Annotated in this window: 22 protein-coding genes; all 22 read right to left on the bottom strand. The window is 50.5% G+C overall.

Going from position 1 to position 23176, the window contains the following annotated elements; all coding sequences use genetic code 11:
- Nucleotides 1-459 precede the first annotated feature (459 nt).
- Nucleotides 460-810, bottom strand: a complete 351-nt coding sequence (locus tag AJE_RS00215) for a hypothetical protein (RefSeq protein ID WP_008949136.1) — start codon at nucleotides 808-810, stop codon at nucleotides 460-462.
- 14 nt (nucleotides 811-824) lie between these two features.
- Nucleotides 825-1889 (bottom strand): pyocin knob domain-containing protein, encoded by a 1065-nt coding sequence (locus tag AJE_RS18595; protein ID WP_008949135.1) that lies wholly within the window; start codon nucleotides 1887-1889, stop codon nucleotides 825-827.
- A 2-nt stretch (nucleotides 1890-1891) separates the two neighbouring features.
- Nucleotides 1892-2731 carry a hypothetical protein gene (locus AJE_RS00205; RefSeq protein WP_008949134.1) on the bottom strand — a complete coding sequence of 280 codons (840 nt, stop codon included), beginning with the start codon at nucleotides 2729-2731 and terminating at the stop codon, nucleotides 1892-1894.
- Nucleotides 2728-4149 (bottom strand): hypothetical protein, encoded by a 1422-nt coding sequence (locus AJE_RS00200; protein ID WP_008949133.1) that lies wholly within the window; start codon nucleotides 4147-4149, stop codon nucleotides 2728-2730. The genes AJE_RS00205 and AJE_RS00200 overlap by 4 nt, the downstream gene beginning before the upstream one ends.
- Nucleotides 4149-10592, bottom strand: coding sequence for a tape measure protein (locus tag AJE_RS17895; protein WP_008949132.1), 6444 nt, complete (start codon nucleotides 10590-10592; stop codon nucleotides 4149-4151). The genes AJE_RS00200 and AJE_RS17895 overlap by 1 nt, the downstream gene beginning before the upstream one ends.
- Nucleotides 10589-10798, bottom strand: a complete 210-nt coding sequence (locus tag AJE_RS18690) for a DUF1799 domain-containing protein (protein ID WP_039927788.1) — start codon at nucleotides 10796-10798, stop codon at nucleotides 10589-10591. The genes AJE_RS17895 and AJE_RS18690 overlap by 4 nt, the downstream gene beginning before the upstream one ends.
- 146 nt (nucleotides 10799-10944) lie before the next feature.
- Nucleotides 10945-11370, bottom strand: a complete 426-nt coding sequence (locus AJE_RS00185; RefSeq protein ID WP_008949130.1) for a hypothetical protein — start codon at nucleotides 11368-11370, stop codon at nucleotides 10945-10947.
- 72 nt (nucleotides 11371-11442) lie between these two features.
- On the bottom strand, nucleotides 11443-12384 hold the full coding sequence (locus tag AJE_RS00180; RefSeq protein ID WP_008949129.1) for a phage tail tube protein: 942 nt from the start codon (nucleotides 12382-12384) through the stop codon (nucleotides 11443-11445).
- Nucleotides 12384-12542: a hypothetical protein gene (locus AJE_RS18510; protein ID WP_157999929.1), complete on the bottom strand. Its 159-nt coding sequence runs from the start codon at nucleotides 12540-12542 to the stop codon at nucleotides 12384-12386. Before AJE_RS18510 ends, AJE_RS00180 begins: the two co-directional genes overlap by 1 nt.
- A 9-nt stretch (nucleotides 12543-12551) precedes the next feature.
- On the bottom strand, nucleotides 12552-12983 hold the full coding sequence (locus tag AJE_RS00175; RefSeq protein WP_008949128.1) for a hypothetical protein: 432 nt from the start codon (nucleotides 12981-12983) through the stop codon (nucleotides 12552-12554).
- Nucleotides 12980-13504: a hypothetical protein gene (locus tag AJE_RS00170; RefSeq protein ID WP_008949127.1), complete on the bottom strand. Its 525-nt coding sequence runs from the start codon at nucleotides 13502-13504 to the stop codon at nucleotides 12980-12982. The genes AJE_RS00175 and AJE_RS00170 overlap by 4 nt, the downstream gene beginning before the upstream one ends.
- Nucleotides 13501-14115 carry a hypothetical protein gene (locus AJE_RS00165; RefSeq protein WP_008949126.1) on the bottom strand — a complete coding sequence of 205 codons (615 nt, stop codon included), beginning with the start codon at nucleotides 14113-14115 and terminating at the stop codon, nucleotides 13501-13503. The genes AJE_RS00170 and AJE_RS00165 overlap by 4 nt, the downstream gene beginning before the upstream one ends.
- A gap of 42 nt (nucleotides 14116-14157) precedes the next feature.
- Nucleotides 14158-16410 carry a phage major capsid protein gene (locus AJE_RS00160; protein ID WP_008949125.1) on the bottom strand — a complete coding sequence of 751 codons (2253 nt, stop codon included), beginning with the start codon at nucleotides 16408-16410 and terminating at the stop codon, nucleotides 14158-14160.
- Nucleotides 16410-16688: a hypothetical protein gene (locus tag AJE_RS00155; RefSeq protein ID WP_008949124.1), complete on the bottom strand. Its 279-nt coding sequence runs from the start codon at nucleotides 16686-16688 to the stop codon at nucleotides 16410-16412. Before AJE_RS00155 ends, AJE_RS00160 begins: the two co-directional genes overlap by 1 nt.
- Before the next feature lie 95 nt (nucleotides 16689-16783).
- The gene (locus AJE_RS17890) at nucleotides 16784-17608 is read right to left on the bottom strand and encodes a phage minor head protein (RefSeq protein ID WP_008949123.1); all 825 of its coding nucleotides are present in this window, start codon (nucleotides 17606-17608) and stop codon (nucleotides 16784-16786) included.
- On the bottom strand, nucleotides 17605-19047 hold the full coding sequence (locus tag AJE_RS00145; RefSeq protein WP_008949122.1) for a hypothetical protein: 1443 nt from the start codon (nucleotides 19045-19047) through the stop codon (nucleotides 17605-17607). Before AJE_RS00145 ends, AJE_RS17890 begins: the two co-directional genes overlap by 4 nt.
- A gap of 125 nt (nucleotides 19048-19172) precedes the next feature.
- The gene (locus AJE_RS00140; RefSeq protein WP_008949121.1) at nucleotides 19173-20615 is read right to left on the bottom strand and encodes a phage terminase large subunit family protein; all 1443 of its coding nucleotides are present in this window, start codon (nucleotides 20613-20615) and stop codon (nucleotides 19173-19175) included.
- On the bottom strand, nucleotides 20615-21169 hold the full coding sequence (locus AJE_RS00135; protein ID WP_008949120.1) for a phage protein Gp27 family protein: 555 nt from the start codon (nucleotides 21167-21169) through the stop codon (nucleotides 20615-20617). Before AJE_RS00135 ends, AJE_RS00140 begins: the two co-directional genes overlap by 1 nt.
- Nucleotide 21170: 1 nt before the next feature.
- Nucleotides 21171-21464: a VpaChn25_0724 family phage protein gene (locus tag AJE_RS00130; RefSeq protein ID WP_008949119.1), complete on the bottom strand. Its 294-nt coding sequence runs from the start codon at nucleotides 21462-21464 to the stop codon at nucleotides 21171-21173.
- Complete coding sequence (locus AJE_RS00125; protein ID WP_008949118.1) at nucleotides 21464-21838, bottom strand: DUF2730 family protein; 375 nt, start codon at nucleotides 21836-21838, stop codon at nucleotides 21464-21466. Before AJE_RS00125 ends, AJE_RS00130 begins: the two co-directional genes overlap by 1 nt.
- Nucleotides 21828-22478, bottom strand: coding sequence for a hypothetical protein (locus AJE_RS17885; protein WP_008949117.1), 651 nt, complete (start codon nucleotides 22476-22478; stop codon nucleotides 21828-21830). The genes AJE_RS00125 and AJE_RS17885 overlap by 11 nt, the downstream gene beginning before the upstream one ends.
- Nucleotides 22468-23175, bottom strand: coding sequence for a transglycosylase SLT domain-containing protein (locus AJE_RS00115; RefSeq protein WP_237709265.1), 708 nt, complete (start codon nucleotides 23173-23175; stop codon nucleotides 22468-22470). Before AJE_RS00115 ends, AJE_RS17885 begins: the two co-directional genes overlap by 11 nt.
- Nucleotide 23176: the final 1 nt, after the last annotated feature.

The raw sequence follows: 23176 nt of genomic DNA, 5'->3' as shown, positions 1-23176 counted from the left end.
GAGTATCGTGTCATCGTTTAGCTTGGCGCTTCGTACAGAAGCTGTGTAATCGAAGTGCGATGTAGCATGGCGCTTCGTACAGAGGCCGTATAGTCGAAGTACCGTGTCGCATGGCGACAAAACTGCCGGGAGCAGTTTTGGACTGCCGCAGGCAGGCCCGAAGGGCAGTGGGCAGGGATAGCCCACTGCAATGCCACACCCCGCAGGTGAAGCGGCGCGCGAAAAATGAAGAGCTATTTGTGCGATAAATGCGAAAATTAATTTTTTCGTATCAGTAAAAGTCTTTTAATAATATCAAACAACATTCGCCGGGCAGTAAGCAAACTCGGAGAAACACCCCGCTCTGCTATATCGCCTAGCAACAGTATCAATGTTGTTTTTCAAATGGTGTAATATCTGTTGAGGAAGTTAGCGCCACTTTTTCCGGTTCCAGCATTTTTACTTCTTCTAGCTCTCGTTCTAATTGTTGTCTTCAAGTCCGCATTCAGCCTCTACAAAAATCTTTTGTACAGGCTTACGTACGATAGGACAAGGGCACTCTCCGCTAGTCACTACAAATGTGTAATCAGACCAGTCTGCACTCAGATTATCCTCTGCCGTCTCGGTGTTATATTGATACTCCAGAGTTAACTCTACACGTCCGTTAACACGACTAATTTTTCCAATAAATGGTAATTCAGCTTTGATCTCCGAACCATCAGATAATTGAGAAAAGTCGTAGTAGGCCCCACGGTAAAAAAGAGCCTCACCTGATACAACCGGTGGTTGGTCATCTCTAAATGTTGCGCTAGGCGATAAAATAATTTTCATGATAGTTTCCTTACCTAAAACCAACGACCAAATGCAACCCAGTCGAACTGATAAGTTTTAGAGGCTTGTGGTGTGATCGCATGTAGCTGAAAACCAAAACTTCCAGGAGAACCACTAAGCTGGTGCCCCATACTAAAGGGTGCGTTATTCGCCCTGGCTGTTGGCGTCATCGAAATTCTGTACTCTTGGTTTACGAATGCACTTGGAAAGACTTGGGTTAATCCACCCGACCTTACCCCACCTTCAAAGGCAATATCAATATTAGAAGTCACTGCTGTGGTTCCTGTACAAATCAGCGTTCCATCAGCGAACCTGACAAACTCACCATTTGCATTGGTGCCCCGTTGAATTAGAGCTCCAGTAGGTATGCCATTTAACTGACTCACAGTACCCAGGATACTTCCCTGATGATAGATTTCTTGCCATGGTCCCCATACTGTTGCTGAGAAAGCTCTTCTCTGCCATTTACGATTACCGTTTGTACCTGTGTATTCTTGCCAGGAATATTGATAATTATTTGTCGACGCAGTAAATCCCTTGATTCGACCATATCTTTGTGGTGCAAACCCTTCACCAAAGTCAAGCACCCCTCCGACAAGGCTAATAAGCTCATAACTACCAATTCCACCAACGGCGGCCTCTATCTCTTGCGGAGTTAAAGCACCTGCATTTGTTAACTGTCTAACCCCTTTATTAGCAGTTAGAATCCCGGCGTCCCCAACTTTTAGCATCCTGCCATTAGTGCTATCCGTCGCAGATGTTGTTTTCACTAAATCGTTAGTTCGCCAAAGCCTACCTTGAGTTGTATCGGTGGGGCTTGTAGTTAACGGTCGAAAAGATTCAATAGCTTGCTTTACTCTTAGTGGGGTCATCTTGAAAGTATTGTTCTCACCTGCTAGAGCTACGCTTTGAGATGCGGGCTCGGTGTACTGCATAGCGGTTTGAGCGGCATCAATTTGACTGTTATACGCTATGATCGCATTACGTATCGCTTCTAGCGAAGCGTTAATTTTATCTTGAAAAACAGCGCCCTGATCGTTTGCGTTTATAATGATATTAGGTACTGGTAACTTAATCATGGCTAGCATTCCTCAATACTAAAAGGCATTGTGTAGTTGTCATAAAAATTAGCAGTGAGCGATGGAATTGTTGTGAATTTTCCCGCAAAGCTGGATTCAGCTTCTTTTTGTCCACCGACTTCCGGATACAACGAAATAAAGAAATCTTTCGTTTTACCAACATTCCGTATTGCCCCCAGCAAACCGGCTCTGTCACCTTCAGGTATATTAGCCACAGTGAAGTTTAACTGACGCCAGCGTGGTGCATTTTGGCTGAACAAAGAACCATCATCTGTTCGGAATTGCATTTCGTTAGATCCCAAACCCCAACTATTCCCATATTTAAAATTCACCTTCGGAGTAATGTGGCGCCCCATGTAAATTCTCGTGATATCGATATGTCCATTTGAATTTAATGGGTCAGTTATTGTAAGCCGGTAACTACGTGAGAATTGGGGCTCTAACCATAACTGACTAAATCTGATGTCCCACTCATCTAACACACCACTTATGACAGGTTGTGTACGCCAATCCCAGTCGGCAAAGGTTATTTGCGCAACAGCGTCAATTTCACCCGAGTCGTAAATTAGTGTCCCCTGTTGATTTGGCAATCCAAATAACTCTAACTTAATCTTCGCCGCATTCGTCAAATTGTGCCGCCATAAAATACATGCGGAGATTAACTCTACATCATTAAAATTACCCGCTAGTACCGTATGCTCCGGGCTAAGGCTACGGAAAACCTTGCTATTGTTGTATATCTGTAAATTTGTAGGTGGTAGTGAAGTAACTCCAGTACCCACTATTTGCATTACAGAACCATCATCAAAGGCATTCTTAGCTACAATTCTCAAATTGCTCATTGCCAAAACTCCACGCGTACTACTCCTGTTAATGGGTTTTCAGACAGGCGGGTAATAACAGCTTCGCTGCCATTTACCGCCGGCGTTTCCAGCATTGCACCGACACCCAGCATCCACTGAAATGGTGCGGCTAACTGCTGCGTTTCAAATACAAAACGCGGGATAGCGGAAAGGCTCATGCGACGGGCAGCTTCAGCTTCCGCATCTGCTTTACTAACCAGCAATGTGCTAACAGTCAGTGTTTGTGCATCCAGCCAGGTAGCGGCAACCGATGGCGCTGCCTGTGTAACCGTCAGTTCAGACTCAGCCAGCCGCTTGGCTACATCAGGCGCGTTTTCATAAACACTGGCGGCAATGGCACTTAGCGGCATCCAGTTGCGGCAATATCCAATTGTTAGCTCGTAGATGGGAGTTATCCTGCGGCGTAGCTGGCGGGTGTCGTAGAGGTTTTGATCATCCGTTATGCTGGCGGTCTTTGCTGCAGGTATGCCGTTAAACGCACGGCATCTAAACTGTCCTAGGCGATCGAATAGCCAATAGCCACCAACCGAGGCGCAAATGTCATCAAGTACTGCACTTAGTTGCTCGGCAGTAGTCAGGTATAATCCCAGCAAATACGAAGGCAGGCCGCTAACATCAGCTGTAACAGAGGCACGTCCTGTGAGGTACTCGATAATTTGACTGGCTGACTGCAGCCAGGTACCGGCAATTTTTGCACCGTCGACATCGACAGTCACTTCACCAATCGGAAATACACTAAAAGTAATGGTACTGGCGGTGAGGTCAATGCTGTAATGTGACGTTGAAACAGTATCACCATTAAAACGCACAGCGGTCACGGCCTGACTGGGCACGCTGTTAAACTGGTAGACATGATTGGCCGCGTCAATCAGCACGGGTTTAACATTAAAGCAGCGACCAAGACTAAGCGGCTTCAGCTCCCCTTGTGCTGCACCAGAATTAAAACGCTCTGTTAGCACCGGAGTCTGCAGCGTCTTTGCCAAGTCGCGAAACTTAATACGAATGCGGCTTTGCTCTGACCATGCGCCGTCACACACCCCTGTAATCACCTGAGAAAAGCTCGCTTTTGGCCAGGCTTTATCGCCTAAAAATACCCTTATTTGTTGGCCAGCAACCTTGGCTGCAATAAGCCACTCTGTTGTAGGCTGCTTTACCAGCTCAACATCAGCCAGACGAACTGAGCTGGCACCAGTAAATATCTCGGCTAGGCTGCGTTCAAACTCCAAGCCGCCAAGAATAAAAGGGTCGTAAGCGGTATGGGCTGGCGTATCCGATTGACCGCTAACAAAGGCCGCGTTACTAAAGTATGCTGTTTTTACGGTGCTGCCATCCAGATAATCCAGCTCCACCAGGACACAGCGAAATAAACCAGGTGTGGTTAGCCAAGTCTCATACATCAGGCGATCCTCGCTAAAGTCATCAACTGGTCGTTAGTGTCTGAAATCTCGCGGGCTAAACGTTCATTTAATACCAGCATGTCTTGCTGCAGCTTTTCAGCGCGGGTCGCGGCAGCGTTAGCCTGCTCAATTTGCAGCTGCTGCTGTTGCTGCACGGCTTTAAGTTCATTAACCACAGCGACCATATCTACAGACACATTAACCGCTGGAGCCGGAATATGACGCACTGCGGTTTCGACAAAATTCAGCTTATCTACCACTGGTTTAAAGTCGACCACTGGATAGGTCTTAGGCAGCTTGCCAATACTGCCGTCCACAACAAACAGCTGGTCTACCACCGGCTTTAGGTCGATGGTGGGATAGGTTTGGGGCAGCTTGCCAATACTGGCATCCACCAGCGTCAGCTTGTCGACCACCGGTTTAAAGTCGACCACCGGGTAAGTCTTGGGTAACTTGCCAATGCTGCCGTCTACCACAAACAGCTGGTCTACCACTGGTTTAAAGTCGACCACTGGGTAGGTCTTAGGCAACTTGCCAATGCTGGCATCCACCAGCGTCAGCTTATCGACCACCGGCTTAAAGTCGACCACCGGGTAAGTCTTGGGTAACTTGCCAATGCTGCCGTCTACCACAAACAGCTGGTCTACCACTGGTTTAAAGTCGACCACTGGGTAGGTCTTAGGCAGCTTGCCAATACTGCCGTCCACAACAAACAGCTGGTCTACCACCGGCTTTAAGTCTATGGCGGGATAGGTTTTTGGTAAACCGCCTATACTGCGATCAACTACAAACAACTGGTCCACTACCGGCTGAATATCAAATGTTGGATAGCGTGTTGGCAGTTGGCCAATGCTCGTATCCAGTACGTGTAGCTGGTCCAGCATCGGCTTTAGGTCAAAGTCTGGAAAGCGCGTTGGCAGTTTCCCTACGCCGGCCTTAATATCGTTTAGGTTGGTACCGTGCCAGCTTAATAAATCCGGGATCGGCTCAATAATCGGCCACAGCTTATCAATTGGCCGGTTAGTAATAGGGTCGATAATCTCCGGCGGTAATTTAAACTCTGGTACCGTAACCGTTACCTCAGGGGCAGGTACTATAAGTGGCAGTTGGTCATTAATTACCCCAACTATCGCATCGCGAGTGTTGTAAAGGGCATCTACCTGCTCTTGCAGCTTTGCCAGCACGCGATCGGTTTCGGTGGGCATTAGCTTTGTTAGCTCAGCTAGTGCTGATTCAAATGCGGCAGTCACCTCAGCCGCGTTCGTCGCAAACTCTGCTTTTAGCGTTGCAATACCCGCTGCGTATTCAGATTCAGCCAAAGGCTTAAGCGCATCCGTTTTACTTTGCAGTGCCACTAACTCTGCAATAGTACGCTCTGCTAACGCTATTTTTTCCGCTTCGAAAGCAGCAATGGCTGGATGCGGAGCGGGTGCAGTAGGTTCATTGCCGCTTAACCCGCCCAGCTCCTCAAACACAGACTTAATTTCATTAAAGGTGCCGGTATAAGCTGCCGGATTATAATCGCGGCTTAGCTGCAGTATTTGCTGGCCAAGGCTCTGCACCAGAGCATAAGCTTCCGTGTCACCGCCTCGCGCAGCGGCCAATGCAACATCAAACTGGCCGCGCGCTTCGTTCAAACGCTGCCCGGTTGTCAGCGGCGACAAATCACCCAACATCAGAGCTGCAGCGGCATCGCGCATCGATTCGGCGGCAGCCTTTAATGCCTCATAGGCCTGCATGGCTGCATCGAACTGCTGCTGCTCTAACGCGTATTGCTCCTGCATGTAAGCTAATTCAGCGCTGTAGCGCTCATTGATCGCAGTACGCAGTTTACCTACCAGCTCCAGTTGCTCAGCTGCGCTGCCAGTTCCCAGCTGCGCACTTAACTGGCTTACCTGGTTGCCGTAATAGCTCACAGCATTAAAACCAGGTAGGGTTTTACGGATAGCTAGCGCATCCATATACAGCTGTTGTGTTACACCGGTAATAGCAGATATTTGCGATTGCAACGTACTGGCCAGACTTGCAGAGGCGCGCTCATAATCAGCCACCAGCCGATTCATGGCATTTTGCGCATTATCTAATGCTTGCTGCAGCGTTTGCTCTGCCAGGGCGTCGCGGCGCTTATTGTAAATGGCGGTTAGCAAGCTGGTATCAGCACCAAGTTCCTGCGCTTCTTTTAAACTGTTTTTATACCACTGCTGCAAATCATCAATGGCCAGCTGCAGCGGGCTAAAATCCATGCGCAACAGCTCTCGGAAGTTGGCATCGAAATAGGCCTTACGCTGTTCAGCCAGTTTACGCTCGGCTTCAGCGGCTTTTTCTGCCGCTTCTTTTTGCCGCTCCATGGCTTTGTAGTATTCATCCAGTGACGGTACCAGCGCCATTAATGCGGCATACAGCACCTGACCAGCCTCAGTGGTTAAGTCGATACCCTCTACAATCGCCCTAAAACCAGAACGGGTTGCCGGAATGGCTAAGCCTAAATCAGAAAACGCCTGGCTAAGGGAGCGCGATAAAAACGCCAACTGCTCGCTTTCATCATAAAAGCTACTAAAGTACGTGCTGGTGGCATCTCTAAACTCTTCAATGCCGCCCATCAATTCAATAATGCTTTGCGCTATGGCAATTTGCGTTTCTGCGGCCACATTACCAAAGCGGCTTAGCTGCAAGCCCAGCGCATCGAGCTGGGCGTTAAAAATGGCCTGCTCCTGAGCAACCCGGATCAATGTATCAAACAGGCCTTCGCCCATCTTCTGATACTCCGCCATCGCGGGCACCAGGTATTGCACCATCAAATCTGCCTGCTGGCTAAAAATGGCCTCCAGCTCTTTTTGGATCTCATCGCCAGACAGGTCTTTAAAACTGATATTCGGCAGGTTAATCACAAAATTGGCCAGGCTCTTATTAATATCCAGGCCCAGCACGTCGACCGCACTGGTAATAGAGGTAGCTAGATATTTGAAGATGCGGCCAAACTCGGCCTCCAGCGCGTTATCCAGCGCTGTATACTCAGTGCTTTGGCTGGTTTTTTTACTCAGGCCCCACAGCTTGCGCTTGGTCGTCTCAATGACGTTGTAATAACTCCCCTCAAGCAACCCGGTTGCCAGAATTTCCCCAATTTGCTGGGTTTGAAACGATAAGCCAGAGTCCACCAGGTTACGGGTGGTTTTACTAATACCGCCAAGAATTCCGTTAAAAATATTGCCAACAATGCCGCCCAGCAACTGATCGGCAATACCGCCAATCGGGCCAAGCGCCAACACACTAGACAGGGTACCGTTTAGCTGAAACTGCTTACTGGTGCCCAGCTGCCCGGCATAATCACTCTCGTTAAAGCGGCCAAAGTTACTCACCAGGCTAACTGCTAATTGCGCAATGCCGCTTGATAAGGCCTTAATGCTGCTATTAATTGCCCGCAGTTCGCTGTACTGATCCAGCTCTAATGTTTCGATACGTTCTAAGCTATTAGCGATAGATGCCGACTTATCATCACTGCCCAGCACCGTCCCGGTTCCCTGGCTTGCCTGACGATCAGATGCACTAGGCGCATTGGCAGAGCTGCTACCGCTAAACACACCCAGCCCGGCCATAATGCCAATCATCGCCGCGCCGGCAGCAAAATTAAGCGGAAATGGCGCACTAAAGGCGCTGGTTATTGCCGTTAAGGCATTAGCGCCCGCTTTTTGCAGCGACATGGCTATTTCCACCGCACCAAACGCCATCTCCATGCGGTGCAAGGCTTCACGCTCTTTGCTTTGCTCGCCAAACATCTGGCTGGCCGCGCCACTTAGTGCCGCAAACTGCCCCATCTGGGTTTGAAAATGCTCACGGGAAAGCGAGTTTTCTTTGTTCTTAATATCCAGCAGCGCTTTTGCCCGTCCGGGCGCGTTTTTATCCAGCGCCTCAACTTCTTTACGCTTGGCTTTTAGCTCATCCAGCTGCTGGTTGTAGCTAAGCTGCGCCTGCGTCATGCCATCTATTTGCTGCGCTACGCGGCCAAAGGCCTGGGTAATAACATCGCCAAAGGTGCTGCCGGCACTGGTTAGCGCCGTCATATCATCCAGCGCTTTATTAAAGGCACCTGAGGCAATTTCTTCGCTAATGGTAATTTGCTTGTTAAGGTCCTGGCGCATGCGCAGCTCTTCTTCAATCGCAGCCAGAATTGCCGGATCAGCACCTTTAAGCTGTGCCAGGGCTTTTTGAATTTCGTACTCAGCTTCGCCCTGCGCCAGGCGAACTTTTAAAAGATCATTCTCTTTTTGCAGGCTGGCCAAGGTGTCTTTGTCGCTGGCCAAGGCTTGCTTTTGTTGCAGCAGTTTAAGCTCATCTTCCAGCTGCTTTAAGCGAGCTGGATCAGCACCGGTAAATTGTGCCAGGGCTTTTTGTAATTCAAACTCAGCCTGGCCTTTGGCCAGTTTTACATCGAGCAAACCTATTTCAGTTTGCAGCTGGGTTAAGTAGTTACTGATGTCTAAATTTGCCTGGGCAGTTTTGGCTTCAGCCACAAAACGGCGAATGGCTGCAGTGGCATTATCTGGCAGGGTTTCAGCCGCTTCAAACTGGGCTTTAAACAGCTCTAAATCAATACCGGTTAAGGCAACACCATAGGCATCAACAGCCTGGGCATTAAGCATTTGCGCGTTGTATACGCCAAGTAGGGCTTTTTCTAGTTCTTTGTTTTCGGCAATAGGTAAATCGGGTTTGAAGCCAAACAAATCGCCTGATAGCAGCTTATCCAAGCCATCAAATCTTGCAGCCTCTTTAACTTTCTTGATCGCATTTGCAGCCGTTTCAGCTGCTAATTTAGCATCAGAATAAGCCCCGGCCAGCATGATCCACTTATCAATGGTTTCCTGCTTAACTCCGGCGTCTTCGCCAATTTTTTGCAGTATAGGGGATAGCTGCTCGCCTGCCTCGGCTGCAGCTCTGAGCTGTGCTTCGATATTCGCCTGGCCAGTACTGTAGCCCAGTGCATTCATTGTGCTGGACGCACCCTGGCGGGCAACAACTTGCTCTAAGTCTTTATAAGATTGGGCAGCTTTTTTAATTGCTTCAGCTTCAGCATCAGCCCACTTAACCATAGCTGCTGCGCGCTGATCGGCATTTAAGCGCTTAAACTTTTCAATAGTGTTTTCTAAAGGCTGTTGCAACTCCTCCAATGCCTGCTTAACGTCATTTGAAGAACTGCGGAAACTGAAAAATGCTGTAGCAGCAACACCCAAAGCAATAGCGATGCCAGCCGGACCACCTAATACAGATAGCAGGCCGCGCGTAACCGTTATTTGTGCTGCCTTTGCTTGCGTCAATCTTCTTACAGCGGCGTCGTGCGCAGTGGTGGCAGCAGTGACGGCACCGTTACCGCTTGCATAGATGGCATTAGCGCTAACCTGAGCCAGAGTCGCTTTAGTTTGAGCTACCTGCGCTTGCGCTAAGCGGAGCTCTTCATTTTTTAACGCAACATTTGCAGCATACTTCACATAGGTTGCTTTAGTTGCTATCGCTGCATGCGCCGCGTAGTTAACAAAAGCCGCAACAGCTACACCACCAACAATATTCACTAAGGTGTCAAAGTGGTCGGCTAAAAACACAATGCCATCGGCCATGCCGGCAGTAACGCCTTTGGCCTCATTTTGCCAGCCGATGTATTCGGTAAACACCGTACTAAACGACTGCAGCGCATCACGCACGGTAGTGGGCATCGCCTCTACCGCTTTGCGGTTCTCTTCGTAACTTAATAACAGCGCGTTGGTTAAATCGTTAATACTGAGTTTACCGGTAATACCCAGCTCGCGGATTTCAGAAGCGGTTTTGCCGGTAGCAGCGGTTAGGTTATCCAGGATAGTCGGCATGGTACCGAAAATGGTTTTCCAGCTATCGGCATCTACACTACCACGTTGAATGCTACCCGCTAAGGCGGATTGTGCTGCGGCAGCGCGATCTGCCCTGGCGGCGTTCACCACCAATAGCGAACTAAACGAGTCAACAATATCGATGCTTTGGCTTAACTGGTAGCCCATGTCGCGCAGGATGGGCGACATTTGAATAAAGGATTCTTTGGTTTCGGTAATAGCCCGAAAGGTATCGTTAGCCGAGCTAACCATGCGCTGCTGCACATAGTCATACTCTTCTGCTGATTTGGTCGCGGTACGGATACGGGCCGCATACTGGCCCCATTCATCGGCACGATCAATAAGCGCAAAGGCACTTAAGCCCCCAGCAACCACACCCAGGGTTTGAAACAAGGTGCGCATGTGGGTGTTTAACAGAGTAGCGCTACTGGCGGTAGCCTCTAAGCCTTTACCTGCTGCCGCACCGGCAGGGCCGGTTTTTACCAGCTCGGCATTGGTACCGCCCGCAGCCTGGCCAATTTGCGTCAGCTCTTTAACAACAACCTGGCCACCTTCTGTGCTCAGCTTTATGGCTAACGACAAATCACTCATTTGCTTTGCTTACTCCAAATGTTTAAACAGGTGCGTTCCATTACGGTTATGCCATCCCACACCAGGCTTTGTAACGCCAGGGGTAAGCTGGCGTAATCGGGCACCTTAGACGCCCTTAACTCTACTGCCGGGTAATTCAGGCCGGTGCGCACACCTGCCATGCCGGCATAATTCCACTGAGTAGCAGCGGCAAAAAACAAATGCACCGTTAAGCCATTGGCGGGTTGTATCTCGGGTAGTGCGTCTTGCTGTTTTGATACCCGGTCAACAAGCTCTGGCGGTGCACCTGCAGCGGCCAGCGATTCGGCACAGCGCTTATTGTCTGTACCGCTACCACTGGCCCAGGCCGTTGCTACTTCTTGGAGTTTTTTGCCAGTACATCCTTGTTGCGGGCCTCTTGCCAGGCAAACTGCACCGCGTCGCGCACTTCTTTGCTGTTAAGCAACAACTTAATGTTCTCAGGGGTGCTGGCCAGTGGCTGGCCGTCATTGGTAAACGGCAGCTCTTCACCTGGTACCGCCTCAAAGCCTACAAAGTACTCTTCAATCTGCTTACCTGCCGCCTCAATGGCCGCCATGGTGTCACCGGCTTCCTGCATTGCCTGTAGCTCAGTCATTTGCTTGCGCGCCGTTTCAATCGGCACACAGCGGAACAGGCCCACAAACTTGGCTTTGGCAAATACAGTTCCGCCGTCTTTGTCTAATTCGTTGGTAGGCACCGCAACGGTAACCATCGCTTTGAACTGCTGTGCGGCAAGGGCTTTAATATCGAATTTCATAATAGGCAACTCTCTTTCAAAATCGGGTTAGGGTTAAGGGTGGGCATCCGTGCCCTTTCTATAGAAAACGGCTTAGCGGAACGTCATTTCAAAGTCGTTATCGCGCGCCGTTGGTACCACATCCAGTACACAGCGCAGGTGGCTAATGCCATCCACATAGGTTGGCGTAATGCTGTTTAGCTGCACATTGGCGGCAGTCAGCTCAAAAATATGCCCGGCATCTACCACGTCCTGGCCCAGCTGGTACGCCAGCGCGCCAAACTTACTTAGCTTGCTGTACCAGTCAAAGTCGCCAATCAGCGGCTCTTCAAACAACACTTCAATTTGCGGCATGCGGCCCGTCACCTGTACCGACTCGTTATTCACCACGGCGCGGTACGTCACGGTATTACCCAGGCGCAGTATTAACTCGGCCATATTTACATCCTGGCCAAACAGCTGCATCTTGGTAATAGAAACCGGATCGGTTACCAGCGGGTTTTCAAACTGGCTAAAGTCGGCACTTTGAAACGAGCCCACTGAAGCCGGGTCAACAAACAAACCGATAATATTGTTAAAGGTGAACTTAGGCAGCGCGTTAGGGCCCAGCGACACCTCAAGGTTACCACGACAGCCTAAAGCCGGATGCTTGTTCTTGCCCCGGAAAATATGCAGCGTACAGCTGTCTGTCACCGGGAACGTCGGTTTGTACACCACCTTCTCTGCAGTCGTAACCGTTGGCTTTAAACCACACATTTGCAGCAAGGGGCCAATGGCGGGTGCTGTACCTGCAGCACCGCTACCGGCCACATAGCCGGTTAAGGTGCCGGTTAAACGCTTGTTGCGCTGTACCGAACCTTTGCTGCCGCCACGACCTGCATCGTACTCCAGCGCTTCCTGGTCACCGTCAATCGGGTTAAAGTCAACCTTTACCCGCATCGCGTTAGCGGCTGCGGTGGGGGTAGCATCGGTGCCGTAAGTGGCTTCTACCGCTGCCAGTACGCAGGTATCCTGCTCATAAATACGCTCGCCCATTATTTGGCTCCTTTCTTAGCGTTAATGCGGGCTGCCCGGCGTGCTTCCAGGTAACCGTTCTTGCTGTTGTCGGTATGCACCACAACCTGTTTTTCGGGTTGCTTTGCAGCGGCTTCGGTTGGCGCAGCGCTTTGCTGGGCCGGCTTTTTCTCACTCATCTCTGTCTCCTAACGAATAAACGCAATGCGTAACACGGCGTAATGCACCAGCACCCCTGCGAACATAGCCGGGGTGTTACGCACTAGCTCAAACCCCAAGCGATCACCAACCGAACAGGTCCAACCCCATAATTTGTGGTTGTTTTCAAACTCAGCTATCACCCGATCGATGGCGGAATCAAACAGCAGTTCGCTCTCTAATTCGTCCTGGAATGAGCGAATAAGGGTTAGTTCAAACTCCTGGCGACGACGATTGCCCTGGCTGCCGCCCGGTGTAATCTTTGCCGTGAGCCGGCGGATAAAACCACCTTCTAAGCGACCATCAACCTTGTAACAGTCGGCCAGCGTGGTGGTGTTGCGGCTGTAGCGCTCATAACCATGTAATTTACCCAGGCTAAGGGTTTGTAGGCGCTCCAACAGGCCATCGCGTAGTTCGTTCATAGCGCGCTAAGCTCCTGTTTAATTTGTGCCAGCGCGCGGCCGAAACGTTGTTTAATGTAAGGCTCAGACGCTTTAAAGCCATCGCGGAACATAAACTTACCCTCGGTGCCTTTTCGGCTAATTGTCACAGCGATGGCATAAGCAACACTTACTGCTTTTTCGTCTGTGTATCCCAGTTTGTGCTCTACCCACTCAACCAAAGGTGTTAAGCCAAACGGTAACGACTTATCCCATGGGAAGTGTGGCTTGGTACCCAGCTCAACAGGCACCGCATAAGTCGAACTGGTACCTACGACACTAACTACATCGCCCTCAAAAAACGTTACCGGCTGCGCTAAAATACTGCCGCTTAAGCCACTGCCAGCCCCTACGCCTTGCGGCGTCCGTTCTACAACCGCCGTTTGAATCATTGCAGCGCTTTCTTCAGCTGCCGCCTCCATTTCTCGCTGCACCAACTCGGGCGCTTGCTGCCATAACGCGGCTAGCTCAGCAAAGCCTTGTAACGCAATCTCAACTTTCATTTGCGCCTCCGGCTACCCCAAGTAACAACGGTGCCGGCACTTAACCCAGAGGAAACCGTGGCACCGTTGGCTTGTTTTACCTGACTGTCGTAACGGCGGCGGTACTCACGCGCCAAGGTGCGGTACTGCTCGGCTTTGCTGGTTTGCTGGGTTACATCGGCGGCAATGGTGCTTTGCGCTTCGTTGCTGTAATAGGCCGATAACTGCTCACAACAGAGCGCAGCGGCGTAAGTAGCCAGCAGCTCGCTATCACCTGGCCAAAGTGTGGTTTCAATATTGGTTAAGCTGTGCGCCAGGGTAAAATACAAATGCACATCACCGCTGTAGCCTGCCAACTTAAGAATGTCGCCAGGTAACTGCCGTGCCGGCAGCTCGTCGTAACCAGGTACTGAATAGGCTTGTACAATTTGGCTGAAGTCGGCCTGCCATGTACCAGGTAACTGCATCAATCCGTTGCTAACATTAACTACGGCGTCGTCCTGGCGCGGTTTGTCTTTGTTATAGCGAGCTACCGCCAACTGTAAAGCCTGCTCATAATCATCAGCATTGAGCACCGCTACATCATCACGGGTTAATGCCTGCGTTAATTGGGTTAGCTCGGCCTGGTTCATAATTAACTCGAATACGGATGGACGTCCCTGTCCAATTTATACTTACGGATTCACCACAACTGACTTCACTGCACCACGGAAGTCTTTCACCACGCCGCCATAGATATGGCGAATTTTGTAGGTGATCGTATCGTTGGTGAACAAGCTGCCGACGGTTGGGTTGTCCTGCACGAACATTTCTGGCTCTTCCTGGCCATCAAGGAAGCCCACCTCTATGCTTGGAATATCATTTTTATCCGCCATGGCGACCCAATCATTTGGATCCGTCCAGTACCAGGGCACCAAAATTTTCGGTTTCTGGCTTTGGGTAAAGGTTTCGTCGTTGTTGGTGTCGCGGCGGAACATGTCATAAGCCGCTTCTTCCAACTGCGCCGGTACCAATAGCATGCGAGGTGCAATGCCAAGCTGCTCTTCTTCAGCTGCCCCAAATTCGGTTTGGGTAATCATGGCTAAGCGTGCAGCGGCCCAGCTGGTTGTCGATAATGCAGCGGTTAACAGGTTGGCATGATCAACATGGAACAATGCTTTGGTGTCATAAATCGTTGGGTTGGTGCGCAGGAAATCCAGCACAAACTTGCTTAGCGTGCGCTTAGCCGCACGGCTCATCTTGCGCGGAATATCTAAAATCACGCCAACATCGTCATTTTTCACCATTTCCAGCGTGACCTTTTCAGTACCACCACGTTTGGCTACGGCGAAGCTGGCTTTTTCATCGGTTGGCGAGGTTAACGGGTTGTAGTTGCCGCTTTCGCCTACAATCGGTAAGTCACCGTAACCGCCATAGCGCACGCGCTCCTGGTTGCGGAAATCGCTAACTGGCGACACACGGGCAATTTCGCGCCAAATGTCGTACTGGTTAGGCTGGTTGTACTCTTCAATCATGCGCTTGTGCATGGCTTCGCCCAGCACATTGCCCAGGCTATTGCTATCCAGTGCTTCAATCATGCGGCTACGGCTGCATTTTTCTTCACGGCCCGTTACCAGCTTGTCGCCCGTAATTTCAATGTAAGCTTCTTTAAAACTGGTAACAGTGCGGTCTTTGGGGTCAAAGAACGCGGCAAGCAGTTGGGCAGCATTTGGTGCATCACCATAACGGGCACCACCCTCTGGCATCATTGGCTTACCGCTTTCAGTAAACTTGCCCAGATAAGTACGCTCTGCAGTAATGGCTTCATCAACTGCGGCTTCGGTAAAGTTATCCAGCTTGGCAAATTGCGCCTGTAAGCGCTCTTGGGCTGGTTGCGGTAATTTGCTAGCAGCAATAGCGGTTTTAGCATGAGCGCGGGCTTCAACCATACGCAGCGCCTGAGCCAACTCATCTTTACTAATACCGTCACCAGCACCTGAACCTACTGTTACACTTACCGCTTCACGGTAAGCTGCCAGCACGGCATCTTCGTTTTCCTGATCTAACCCTGATAACAGGGCTGGGTTTTGGCGTTTAATCGCCTCAAGCATACGTTGCAGCAACGTCATATTAATGTCCTCTTGGGGTTGTTTCGCCTCAACCATGCGGATCACACGCCCACCGGCACCTGGCTCAATAATTAAATCAACGGAGTTCACACGCTGGATCTGTTTGGCTTCACGAAGCTTACCGGCTTGCTTTGCCGTGCCATCACAGTCGATAGAAAAGCCAAATAGCTCGGTCATGCCGCGCTCTACGGCTTCCACCATTTTGTCGCTAACATCACCTGCAGTTTTTAACAGCTCAAGCGTTGCCTGAATGGCACCCAGTTTTTTGCTGCCAGCGGCCTCTACAAAACGGGGGTTGGTGAGTTGGCCAATTAAATTGGTAAAGGATTTACCCTGGCCTTTGATGTGCTCGTCGTCGCTTTTAACAAACACGCGGGCGTTGTTAAACAGCGGCGTGGCTTCGCGTAGCACGGCGGCTGGGTAATTAGTGTTGTTATAAGAGATACCGGCTTCAATTACAGTGATAAGGAATTTGCTGCCGGCAGCTTTATCAATGCTTTCAATAAAGATGCTATCGCTACCCCAGGCTTCAGTCAGCTGGGTAACGCCAGTGGGCACCCAATCGCGCACTACTTCAACCGCTTCACCAAAGGCAACGCTGTTATCATCAGCAATGGTGTAGCTATAAGCAAAATGGCGAGCTGCCTGGCGAATAACTACCCGGTCAGCAAAAATGGCTATTACATCTACCCAATCGCGCCCCAGGTGTTTTGCCAAGGCAGCGGTAACGTAATTGATTACATCGCCAAACTCACTGGCTTTGGCTTCACGTAGCGCCTGGTAACCCTTGTAACCTATTGCCGGGGTAAAGCGCTTCATTACGCCACCCGGCCAGTCAGTTTCTGGCCATCAGTAGTAACCACGGTTATCACGCCGTTACGCACTGAAAAATCCAGTACCTCGGCTTCGGTCACATCTTTGGTCACTTCACGGGTTTTAACGCGGCCATCTTTGTCTTCAACCGGTTTTTTGGTTTTAGGATCAACCACTAATTCAACGCTAAGGCGTTTTACCGCTTTGGCGGCATCGGTGCGGCTAAATTCCGGGGCTTTGTTGGCTTCTGAATTGTTTTCAGTACCAGGGATATTTTCAGACATTGGGCACTCCGCTTGTTGTTTTGTGTAACGAACAAGCGAAGTGTGGCTTAGGGGGGAACTAGCTTAAATTAAAGGGTTTTAGGAAATTATGTGGCTTAGCTGGCAATGCTTTCTGGCCATTCATCCATATGCGGCACTTGAATACAGCCACAGTTAATCACCTCTTCCAGCGGTGCTGCTGGATCATGCGGGTACATCATCAATATACCACCAATGCTAAAGGGTTGGTCAACTGGCTGCACCTGACCATGCGCGGCTGCGTGGCTGGCCCTTGGGTCTTTGCGGTTACTGCGCCGCCATTTCTTTTTAAGCCCCGGTACCGCTTTTTGTGCCTGAGCCATACGCTCTTGATTAGCGGTTGAATATAGACGCCCCATTTCGGTATTGACGATGGTGCGGGCGCGACTAGCGGCGTTGCCCTCTAAGTGTTTAGCTATTGCAGCACGGGCCTTGTAAGGGTCATTTACCCCCACAACTACCAAGCCCAGTTGTTCTTTTATTTTTTGCGCAGCAACCACGTTTATATCGGTAATCCGTTCCACCATAAAGGTTTTAATGGCTTCCAGCTGCTGCACGTTTACCGCCTGCACCCGGCCTGCCAGGTTAATACCTCCGGCATTTAACGGCGCATCGACTAAATCTATCCCTGCCTGCCAGGCGGCATTTGCCCCCTCTCGGACTTTAACCGCCGCATCGGCACCTAAATCTAGCAGGGTACGCTCTATGTTTTTCTGCACCTGCTGAATATGCCATACCTGGTATTCGGTAGGCAGCGTCGCCAGCTGAGTGTCTAAGGCCATTAACGCCTTTTCCAGCAAGGTGACAATGTCGTCATACAAATATACCTGCAGCTCACGGCGGCGGGTTAGTTGCGCCCGCAATGCCGCATTAACAGCTTTGGTACGCTGAGCCGGTGTCATGCTGCGTCTTGCTCTATGTCATCGGTTTTAATGCCAGGGAACGTATCGCGCTTTGCCTGCTCTTTTTTCTTATCATCAAATACCTTTTTAGCGGCTTTAAGCTCATCGGCTGCATCAAAAGCCACACCTAACTGACCGCTGATGCTGGCAATAATTTTAAGGGCGGTTTCTTCGGTCATTAGCCCTTCGTTCAACAAAATAACAAGCGAACCGGCCACTTGCCCCATGGCTGCAGCAAAGCGGCTGGTGTCTTTTGCTGTCAGTTCGGGGAACTCGACATTAGACCAATACACATTGCCGTTAAGCTCCGGTTCGCCACTACCATTGGCTATTTCATACTGGCGCAGTGCATAGGTAGCCATGGTGATCAGCATATTTTTGATTTTTTGTTGGCGCAGCGTCAGGATCTTTAACGTTGGCTCCCCCATGCTTTCGCCATTGGCGCGGTTAACGTCGCTGCCGTCAGCAAACCAGTGTGGCGACATAGTCGCACCGGCTAAAATATGGTTTTTAAACAGCTTGCCAATCACTTCGGTGTCGCCGCTGTTAAGCGTGGGGCTTTGTGCTTGCCACTTTTCACGGTCATTGTGTACGTTTACTGAGTTTGGGCCTGGCGGCGTTATTTGTTCAGCACGGCGGTCAACCTCAGCCTGATCAGCACCGGTTAGGGTTACGTCCCACACAAAGGCACGTAGTGCCTGAGCGCGCTCACCCTCGCCAAATAAAAACTCATCGTATAAATCCAGATAGTCGGCCTGGGCGGTTAAATCGCCATGGCCCCGGCCCTTGTTACAAAAGGCGTTAATATTAAAGTAAAACAGATCGCCGTCGGTAAATTGTGCCCTTATGGCTTGGGTGCGCTGGGTAAATACGTCTTCCGGGCCATTGATAATAATGCGGTAACGCTGGTAGCGACCTTTTTGATCACGGTGCGTTATTACGCCTATTGGTTGCTCTGGGTTGTCGGGGTCAAATATCACATCTTGCACCCGCGCCGGGTCTAAATAACTTAGCCGCACATGGCCGGTCATCTCGTTTACAAATGCAGGGTAAAACTGCTCGCCAAACAGCGCCAGCTCACGCACTTTCTTCTCCAACTTGTTATCCATATCGTTGATAGGATCTTTCCAAAACTTATCCAGCACGGCTTGATAATCTGGCTCAGCATTGGTTAGTTTTACCCCTTCGGCCAGTAAATAAGCCACTGGCAGCTCTATCAGCCGGTTGGCAATAAGGTTGCTTTGCCATAAAAACGCCGATACCTTTTGCATGCGCTGGCGTTTAACCGGCCCCAAGTCGCGGTTATTGTCGCTGCTAAGCTTGGTCCAGCCGCTGGTGTCGTCGGCAATATTGGCACCGGCAGCCTCTACCAGGCGCTCGGTATTAACCGTTTCATCCGGTTTGCTTTCCCAAAAACGTAATTTTGATAACCAGCCCATCTAAAGCCCCTTGTTCAATTCGTACGTAAAGCATTTACGTTTTATCAGGCGCGGTTTACGCCCCTATTGTTAAACCTGCCCACACAAATTTATGTTTAGGCGCTTAAAATCGCTTACAGCGCGTTTTAGCGAACGCGCGTAAATATGCCACCCGCAGTTTGCCGGTAGCGCAGTTTTTCGGGTTTAAAGCTGTCTCGCATTGATGTTGCAGCAACCTGCACCCCAGCCGATGGCGCACCCAGTGCATTAGCGGCATGTACCGCTAAACCTAATGCCCAAAAATGGTCGGCATGGCCGTCTACCGTACGCTCTGCCGTAAAGCGTACATTGCCAGCAGCCGTAACCTGTTTGGTTACCTGGCGCAAATCGGCGCGTATTTTAGGATCGTGCGGTATGCGTAGTTTGCGATCTTCCATTGCCCCACGTATGGGGTAAGCCAGTGCTTCTTTGGTTTTTGGGTTAAAGTTAACGCACTCAATTTTGTATTGGCCAAACCGGTCTTGCGCGTCATCTCCCCAGCCAATGCCTAAGCCTGTGTAATCAATACACACGCGCTCGCAGCGTTCAAACCAAGGGAATAGCACTTGCTCTTGCTCACCCTTACGCATGTTTTTTAGGCGCTCGATATGGCGGGTATAAATAACATCGCCCAGCAGCTCTACTACCCAAAGCACGGTTAAATCGTGCTTGCGGCCAATATCTACACCCGCAAATAACCGGCCACCTTCCAGCTTTTGCCAGTCGGTTGTGCTGGGGTATTCTGCCGAGGCAATCAGGTCGTACTCTAAAAAAGCCACATCGTCATCAGCTGGGTTGCACATGTACTCCTGCTGAAAGGATTCTTCGTCTGCACAACCGGCGCGGATAAAGTCAAAGTATTGGGCTTCGTCCATCGCCTGGCGCTCATCATCGGCTGGCAGCATTTGCTGCAGCTTAAATAAAAAGCCCTGGTCTAACGCATCTTGCAGGGTTACGCGGTGCAGGCTAATGCCTTTAGGGTTGCCGTGCTCGCGCACTTCGCGGATCATCTGGTTAAAAAAGTTATGGCTGCCCCGATGAGTAGAAATCACTTCCATATTGCCACCCCAGGTAATACCAGGATAAGCGATAGACCACAGCTTGCGCGGATCAGGATGCAAGGCAAACTCATCCAACACCCGGCTACCACGCTTACCCGCTTGGGCATCGGGGTTAGAACTCATGGAGTGAATACGTTTACCGCTGGCAAACTCCAGCACATAGGCCGATATACGGTCTTTAGGATCAATGACTACTTCGCCCAAATCTTTAGCAGCCAGATTCATAATGCCTGCCCACATTTTGCAGTCTTCAATGAATAACCGTGCCTGCAAATCGTCGCGGCTACTAACCCATTGATCATGCCTTGCCCCTTGGGCGGCAGTGCGTTCGTCGGCCGCATATGCCGTTGACCAGGACAAACCAATTTGGCGAGATTTTTCCATTAGCTTTAAGCGGCTATTGTCTTTCACCCACTTAGACTGAAAGGGTAAAAAAATGGCATCTGGGTTGGCCGGAATACATTTGGCATTGCCTTTGTGCTTGGCCATTAGGTAATCCCCAAGGCTTCACGTATGGCCTGCTGCGTTTCTGGCGTAACACCGCCCTTGCTTCCCAGCGATTCCAGCTTGGCTTTTTGTTTGGCAAGAAGCTTTTCTTCCACTTGCTTTTCTAACGCGGCACTGTAGTTCGCGGTGCGCTGTAAGCGGTTAATACCTAAAATCAGCTCACCCAACAATTCTGGATCGATGGGATCGCCACCCACGATGTTAGCGGCTGCGGTTTTGTGCATGGCACTCATTAACATGGCTTGAATAACCAAACCCTGTTCGCCCAGGCTTTGTAAGTTAAACTTTTCCGACATGGCTTTGGCGTATTCATGGCTGCGGCGCATATCCTCAGCCACTTCTTCCATTTTTTTCGCTTCGCGCCATACCAGGTTTTTAGAAATACGCTCTACTTCGGTTTCGCCGCTGTATTGCGCCAGCTCGGCGTTTACCATGTCGGCAATTTGCTGGCTGGTATAGCGTTTGCTGTCTATTAGCTGGTGGAATAGCCGCCTAATATCATCTGGCAGCAGGTCTACTTTAGTGCCTTTGGTCATATCAGGCTCCTGGCCCTGGCCGCTTAACGCCATCTACCCGTGCTTTGCCTGTGGCAACGTCTACACCGCGCTCGGTAATAATGGCAACCAAGGTGCGATCACCTATTTTTTGTACCGTTACCAGCCCTTGTTCTTCCAGCCAGCGCATATGGGTACGCACGGCATCGCGGCTAATGTTGTGGCCAAAGGTGTACAGCACATCATTTAGTATCGAGTCATTTGCGCTGTAGCCTTGGATCTGGTTAAGGCAGCGCAAAATAACCAACCGCTGATCGGCATCAAAAATCTCACGCATTAATCACTACTCCTGCGGCTTAATTTGGCTTCTAACATCAGCGCCAGTGGGCGTTCTACACGGTTAATGGTTTCTTCCAGGTGTTTGCACTGGGCCTCTACCCGAGCCAGTTGTAACTGGGTTTGGGTAAGCAAATCACGGTTTGGCAGGTTACGAATAATCTCTTCCTGTTTCTCCATCCGCAGCTTTAGCTCGCTTACCTCGCGATCTTTGGCATAGGTTTGCTCTATGGTTTGTACCCTTGTACTCAGTGGCGATAACTGCTCCTGGCTAACAAAGCTGCGGCGCATTAAAAGCCCACCTATTGCCATTGCGCCCATAAATACAAAGCTCAGCACCGGCCACCACTCCAAAAACCAGCTCTTAGGTTCCATCCGTTTCTCTCCGTTGTTCTTGTTCTAAGTAATCAATCAATCTGTTAAGTTGCGCCTCTATGGCCAGGCACCGGCCACCGTATCCGGTAAGGTGTTGCAAGATATCGGCTTGCCCGACACCGCTGGGCTGCAAGGCGTCTGCGGAATTAATGGTTGCGGTGGTGTCGGCCGCTGCAGTAGTTCGCTGGGTAGCACTAGCGGTGGGCATGGTGGTGGTAATATCGGGCTTGGCACCGATGGCACTGTTGTACACCCCAACAAAACCAGTGGTAAAGATGCAAGCAGGTAGCAGCTCAGGCTCGGCAGTGGGCCCAGAACGGTAATACGTAGTGACATAATCAATTTCCTCTTCAAGTGCCCTGGCCCGTTCGGCAAGAGCCTGCTTCTCAGCCTGGATGGCCGCATTGACTGAGTTAGCGCGTTTAAGCTGGCGGCTAAAATCTGCTTGCAGTTGCTGTTGCTGAGTAAGGAGCGCTGCGCTCATCGCGTTGGCGTGCCCTGCCGAAGCAGAGTCAAACCCAGCCTGATAGCTGGCTTCTTTTATGGCAGCCAGTTGTGCCAGAGCGACCTTGAGTAACAGATAGGCAAACGCCGCAATAGCGAAAGCGAAAAGTAGCGGGTGCGAAGCTTTAGATGTCATTACACACCCCAACACCCCAGCCAGCTTGCATATAAAGTGGCTGCCAGCGATTGATAATTACATCGACATAGTGGCGGTTTTCATGGATATTGGCCGCACTGCGGCCAGCATTAAACGGCGCAACTGAGGCATACACTAGCCTATCAGCCCCCGAAGCTGATGCCAGTGCCTGGTCACGCTGCACCCAGCCCAGGCCACCGTTGTATGCGGATAAGGTAAATGCCATACGGTTGCAGGCATCAGCGGCCGTTATTCGGTTATACAGCCAGCGGTTATAGAGCACCTGTGCCCGCATTGCCCAGGCTGGGTTGTACGGCTGAGCTATGGTTAAATCACGCGGATTGATGCTGGCAAACCATTCGCTAGTGGCTGGCATAAACTGGGCAAGCCCCTCAGCTCCAGCTGGTGAACGGGCATCAATACGCCAACTGCTTTCCTGGTGAATTTGCGCGGCAAAGGTGGCAACAGGCGCATCTAAGCCCCAGTGAGCATAAGCAGTACGGGTTAAGGTACGTTGATGGGCTTTGGCAGCGTCAGGAACGTCGGCATTTGCTGGCTTTGTTAGTAACATCACGCCACCAATAAGCAGCAGACTGCTTAATAAAATACCGAAAAGTGCGCCTAAAAATATCCACACCTGTTGCTTTAAGCCGGCCCACTCATCTTCTTCATGTTCTATTTGGCTGTGCTTGTTCATA

The organism is Alishewanella jeotgali KCTC 22429, from assembly GCF_000245735.1.
GTDB classification, from domain to species: domain Bacteria; phylum Pseudomonadota; class Gammaproteobacteria; order Enterobacterales; family Alteromonadaceae; genus Alishewanella; species Alishewanella jeotgali.
This window is presented reverse-complemented; position numbering and strand designations above follow the sequence as displayed.

Bases quoted from the DNA above. Each gene is read 5' to 3' on its own strand.
- AJE_RS00200 (WP_008949133.1), bottom strand. From the start codon at position 4,149: ATGTATGAGACTTGGCTAACCACACCTGGTTTATTTCGCTGTGTCCTG.
- AJE_RS00180 (WP_008949129.1), bottom strand. From the start codon at position 12,384: ATGGGCGAGCGTATTTATGAGCAGGATACCTGCGTACTGGCAGCGGTA.
- AJE_RS00165 (WP_008949126.1), bottom strand. From the start codon at position 14,115: ATGAACCAGGCCGAGCTAACCCAATTAACGCAGGCATTAACCCGTGAT.
- AJE_RS00125 (WP_008949118.1), bottom strand. From the start codon at position 21,838: ATGGAACCTAAGAGCTGGTTTTTGGAGTGGTGGCCGGTGCTGAGCTTT.
- AJE_RS18510 (WP_157999929.1), bottom strand. From the start codon at position 12,542: ATGAGTGAGAAAAAGCCGGCCCAGCAAAGCGCTGCGCCAACCGAAGCC.
- AJE_RS00145 (WP_008949122.1), bottom strand. From the start codon at position 19,047: ATGGGCTGGTTATCAAAATTACGTTTTTGGGAAAGCAAACCGGATGAA.
- AJE_RS18595 (WP_008949135.1), bottom strand. From the start codon at position 1,889: ATGATTAAGTTACCAGTACCTAATATCATTATAAACGCAAACGATCAG.
- AJE_RS00170 (WP_008949127.1), bottom strand. From the start codon at position 13,504: ATGAAAGTTGAGATTGCGTTACAAGGCTTTGCTGAGCTAGCCGCGTTA.
- AJE_RS00175 (WP_008949128.1), bottom strand. From the start codon at position 12,983: ATGAACGAACTACGCGATGGCCTGTTGGAGCGCCTACAAACCCTTAGC.
- AJE_RS00135 (WP_008949120.1), bottom strand. From the start codon at position 21,169: ATGACCAAAGGCACTAAAGTAGACCTGCTGCCAGATGATATTAGGCGG.
- AJE_RS00140 (WP_008949121.1), bottom strand. From the start codon at position 20,615: ATGGCCAAGCACAAAGGCAATGCCAAATGTATTCCGGCCAACCCAGAT.
- AJE_RS17885 (WP_008949117.1), bottom strand. From the start codon at position 22,478: ATGACATCTAAAGCTTCGCACCCGCTACTTTTCGCTTTCGCTATTGCG.
- AJE_RS00115 (WP_237709265.1), bottom strand. From the start codon at position 23,175: ATGAACAAGCACAGCCAAATAGAACATGAAGAAGATGAGTGGGCCGGC.
- AJE_RS00155 (WP_008949124.1), bottom strand. From the start codon at position 16,688: ATGTCTGAAAATATCCCTGGTACTGAAAACAATTCAGAAGCCAACAAA.
- AJE_RS17890 (WP_008949123.1), bottom strand. From the start codon at position 17,608: ATGACACCGGCTCAGCGTACCAAAGCTGTTAATGCGGCATTGCGGGCG.
- AJE_RS00160 (WP_008949125.1), bottom strand. From the start codon at position 16,410: ATGAAGCGCTTTACCCCGGCAATAGGTTACAAGGGTTACCAGGCGCTA.
- AJE_RS00215 (WP_008949136.1), bottom strand. From the start codon at position 810: ATGAAAATTATTTTATCGCCTAGCGCAACATTTAGAGATGACCAACCA.
- AJE_RS00205 (WP_008949134.1), bottom strand. From the start codon at position 2,731: ATGAGCAATTTGAGAATTGTAGCTAAGAATGCCTTTGATGATGGTTCT.
- AJE_RS17895 (WP_008949132.1), bottom strand. From the start codon at position 10,592: ATGAGTGATTTGTCGTTAGCCATAAAGCTGAGCACAGAAGGTGGCCAG.
- AJE_RS00185 (WP_008949130.1), bottom strand. From the start codon at position 11,370: ATGAAATTCGATATTAAAGCCCTTGCCGCACAGCAGTTCAAAGCGATG.
- AJE_RS00130 (WP_008949119.1), bottom strand. From the start codon at position 21,464: ATGCGTGAGATTTTTGATGCCGATCAGCGGTTGGTTATTTTGCGCTGC.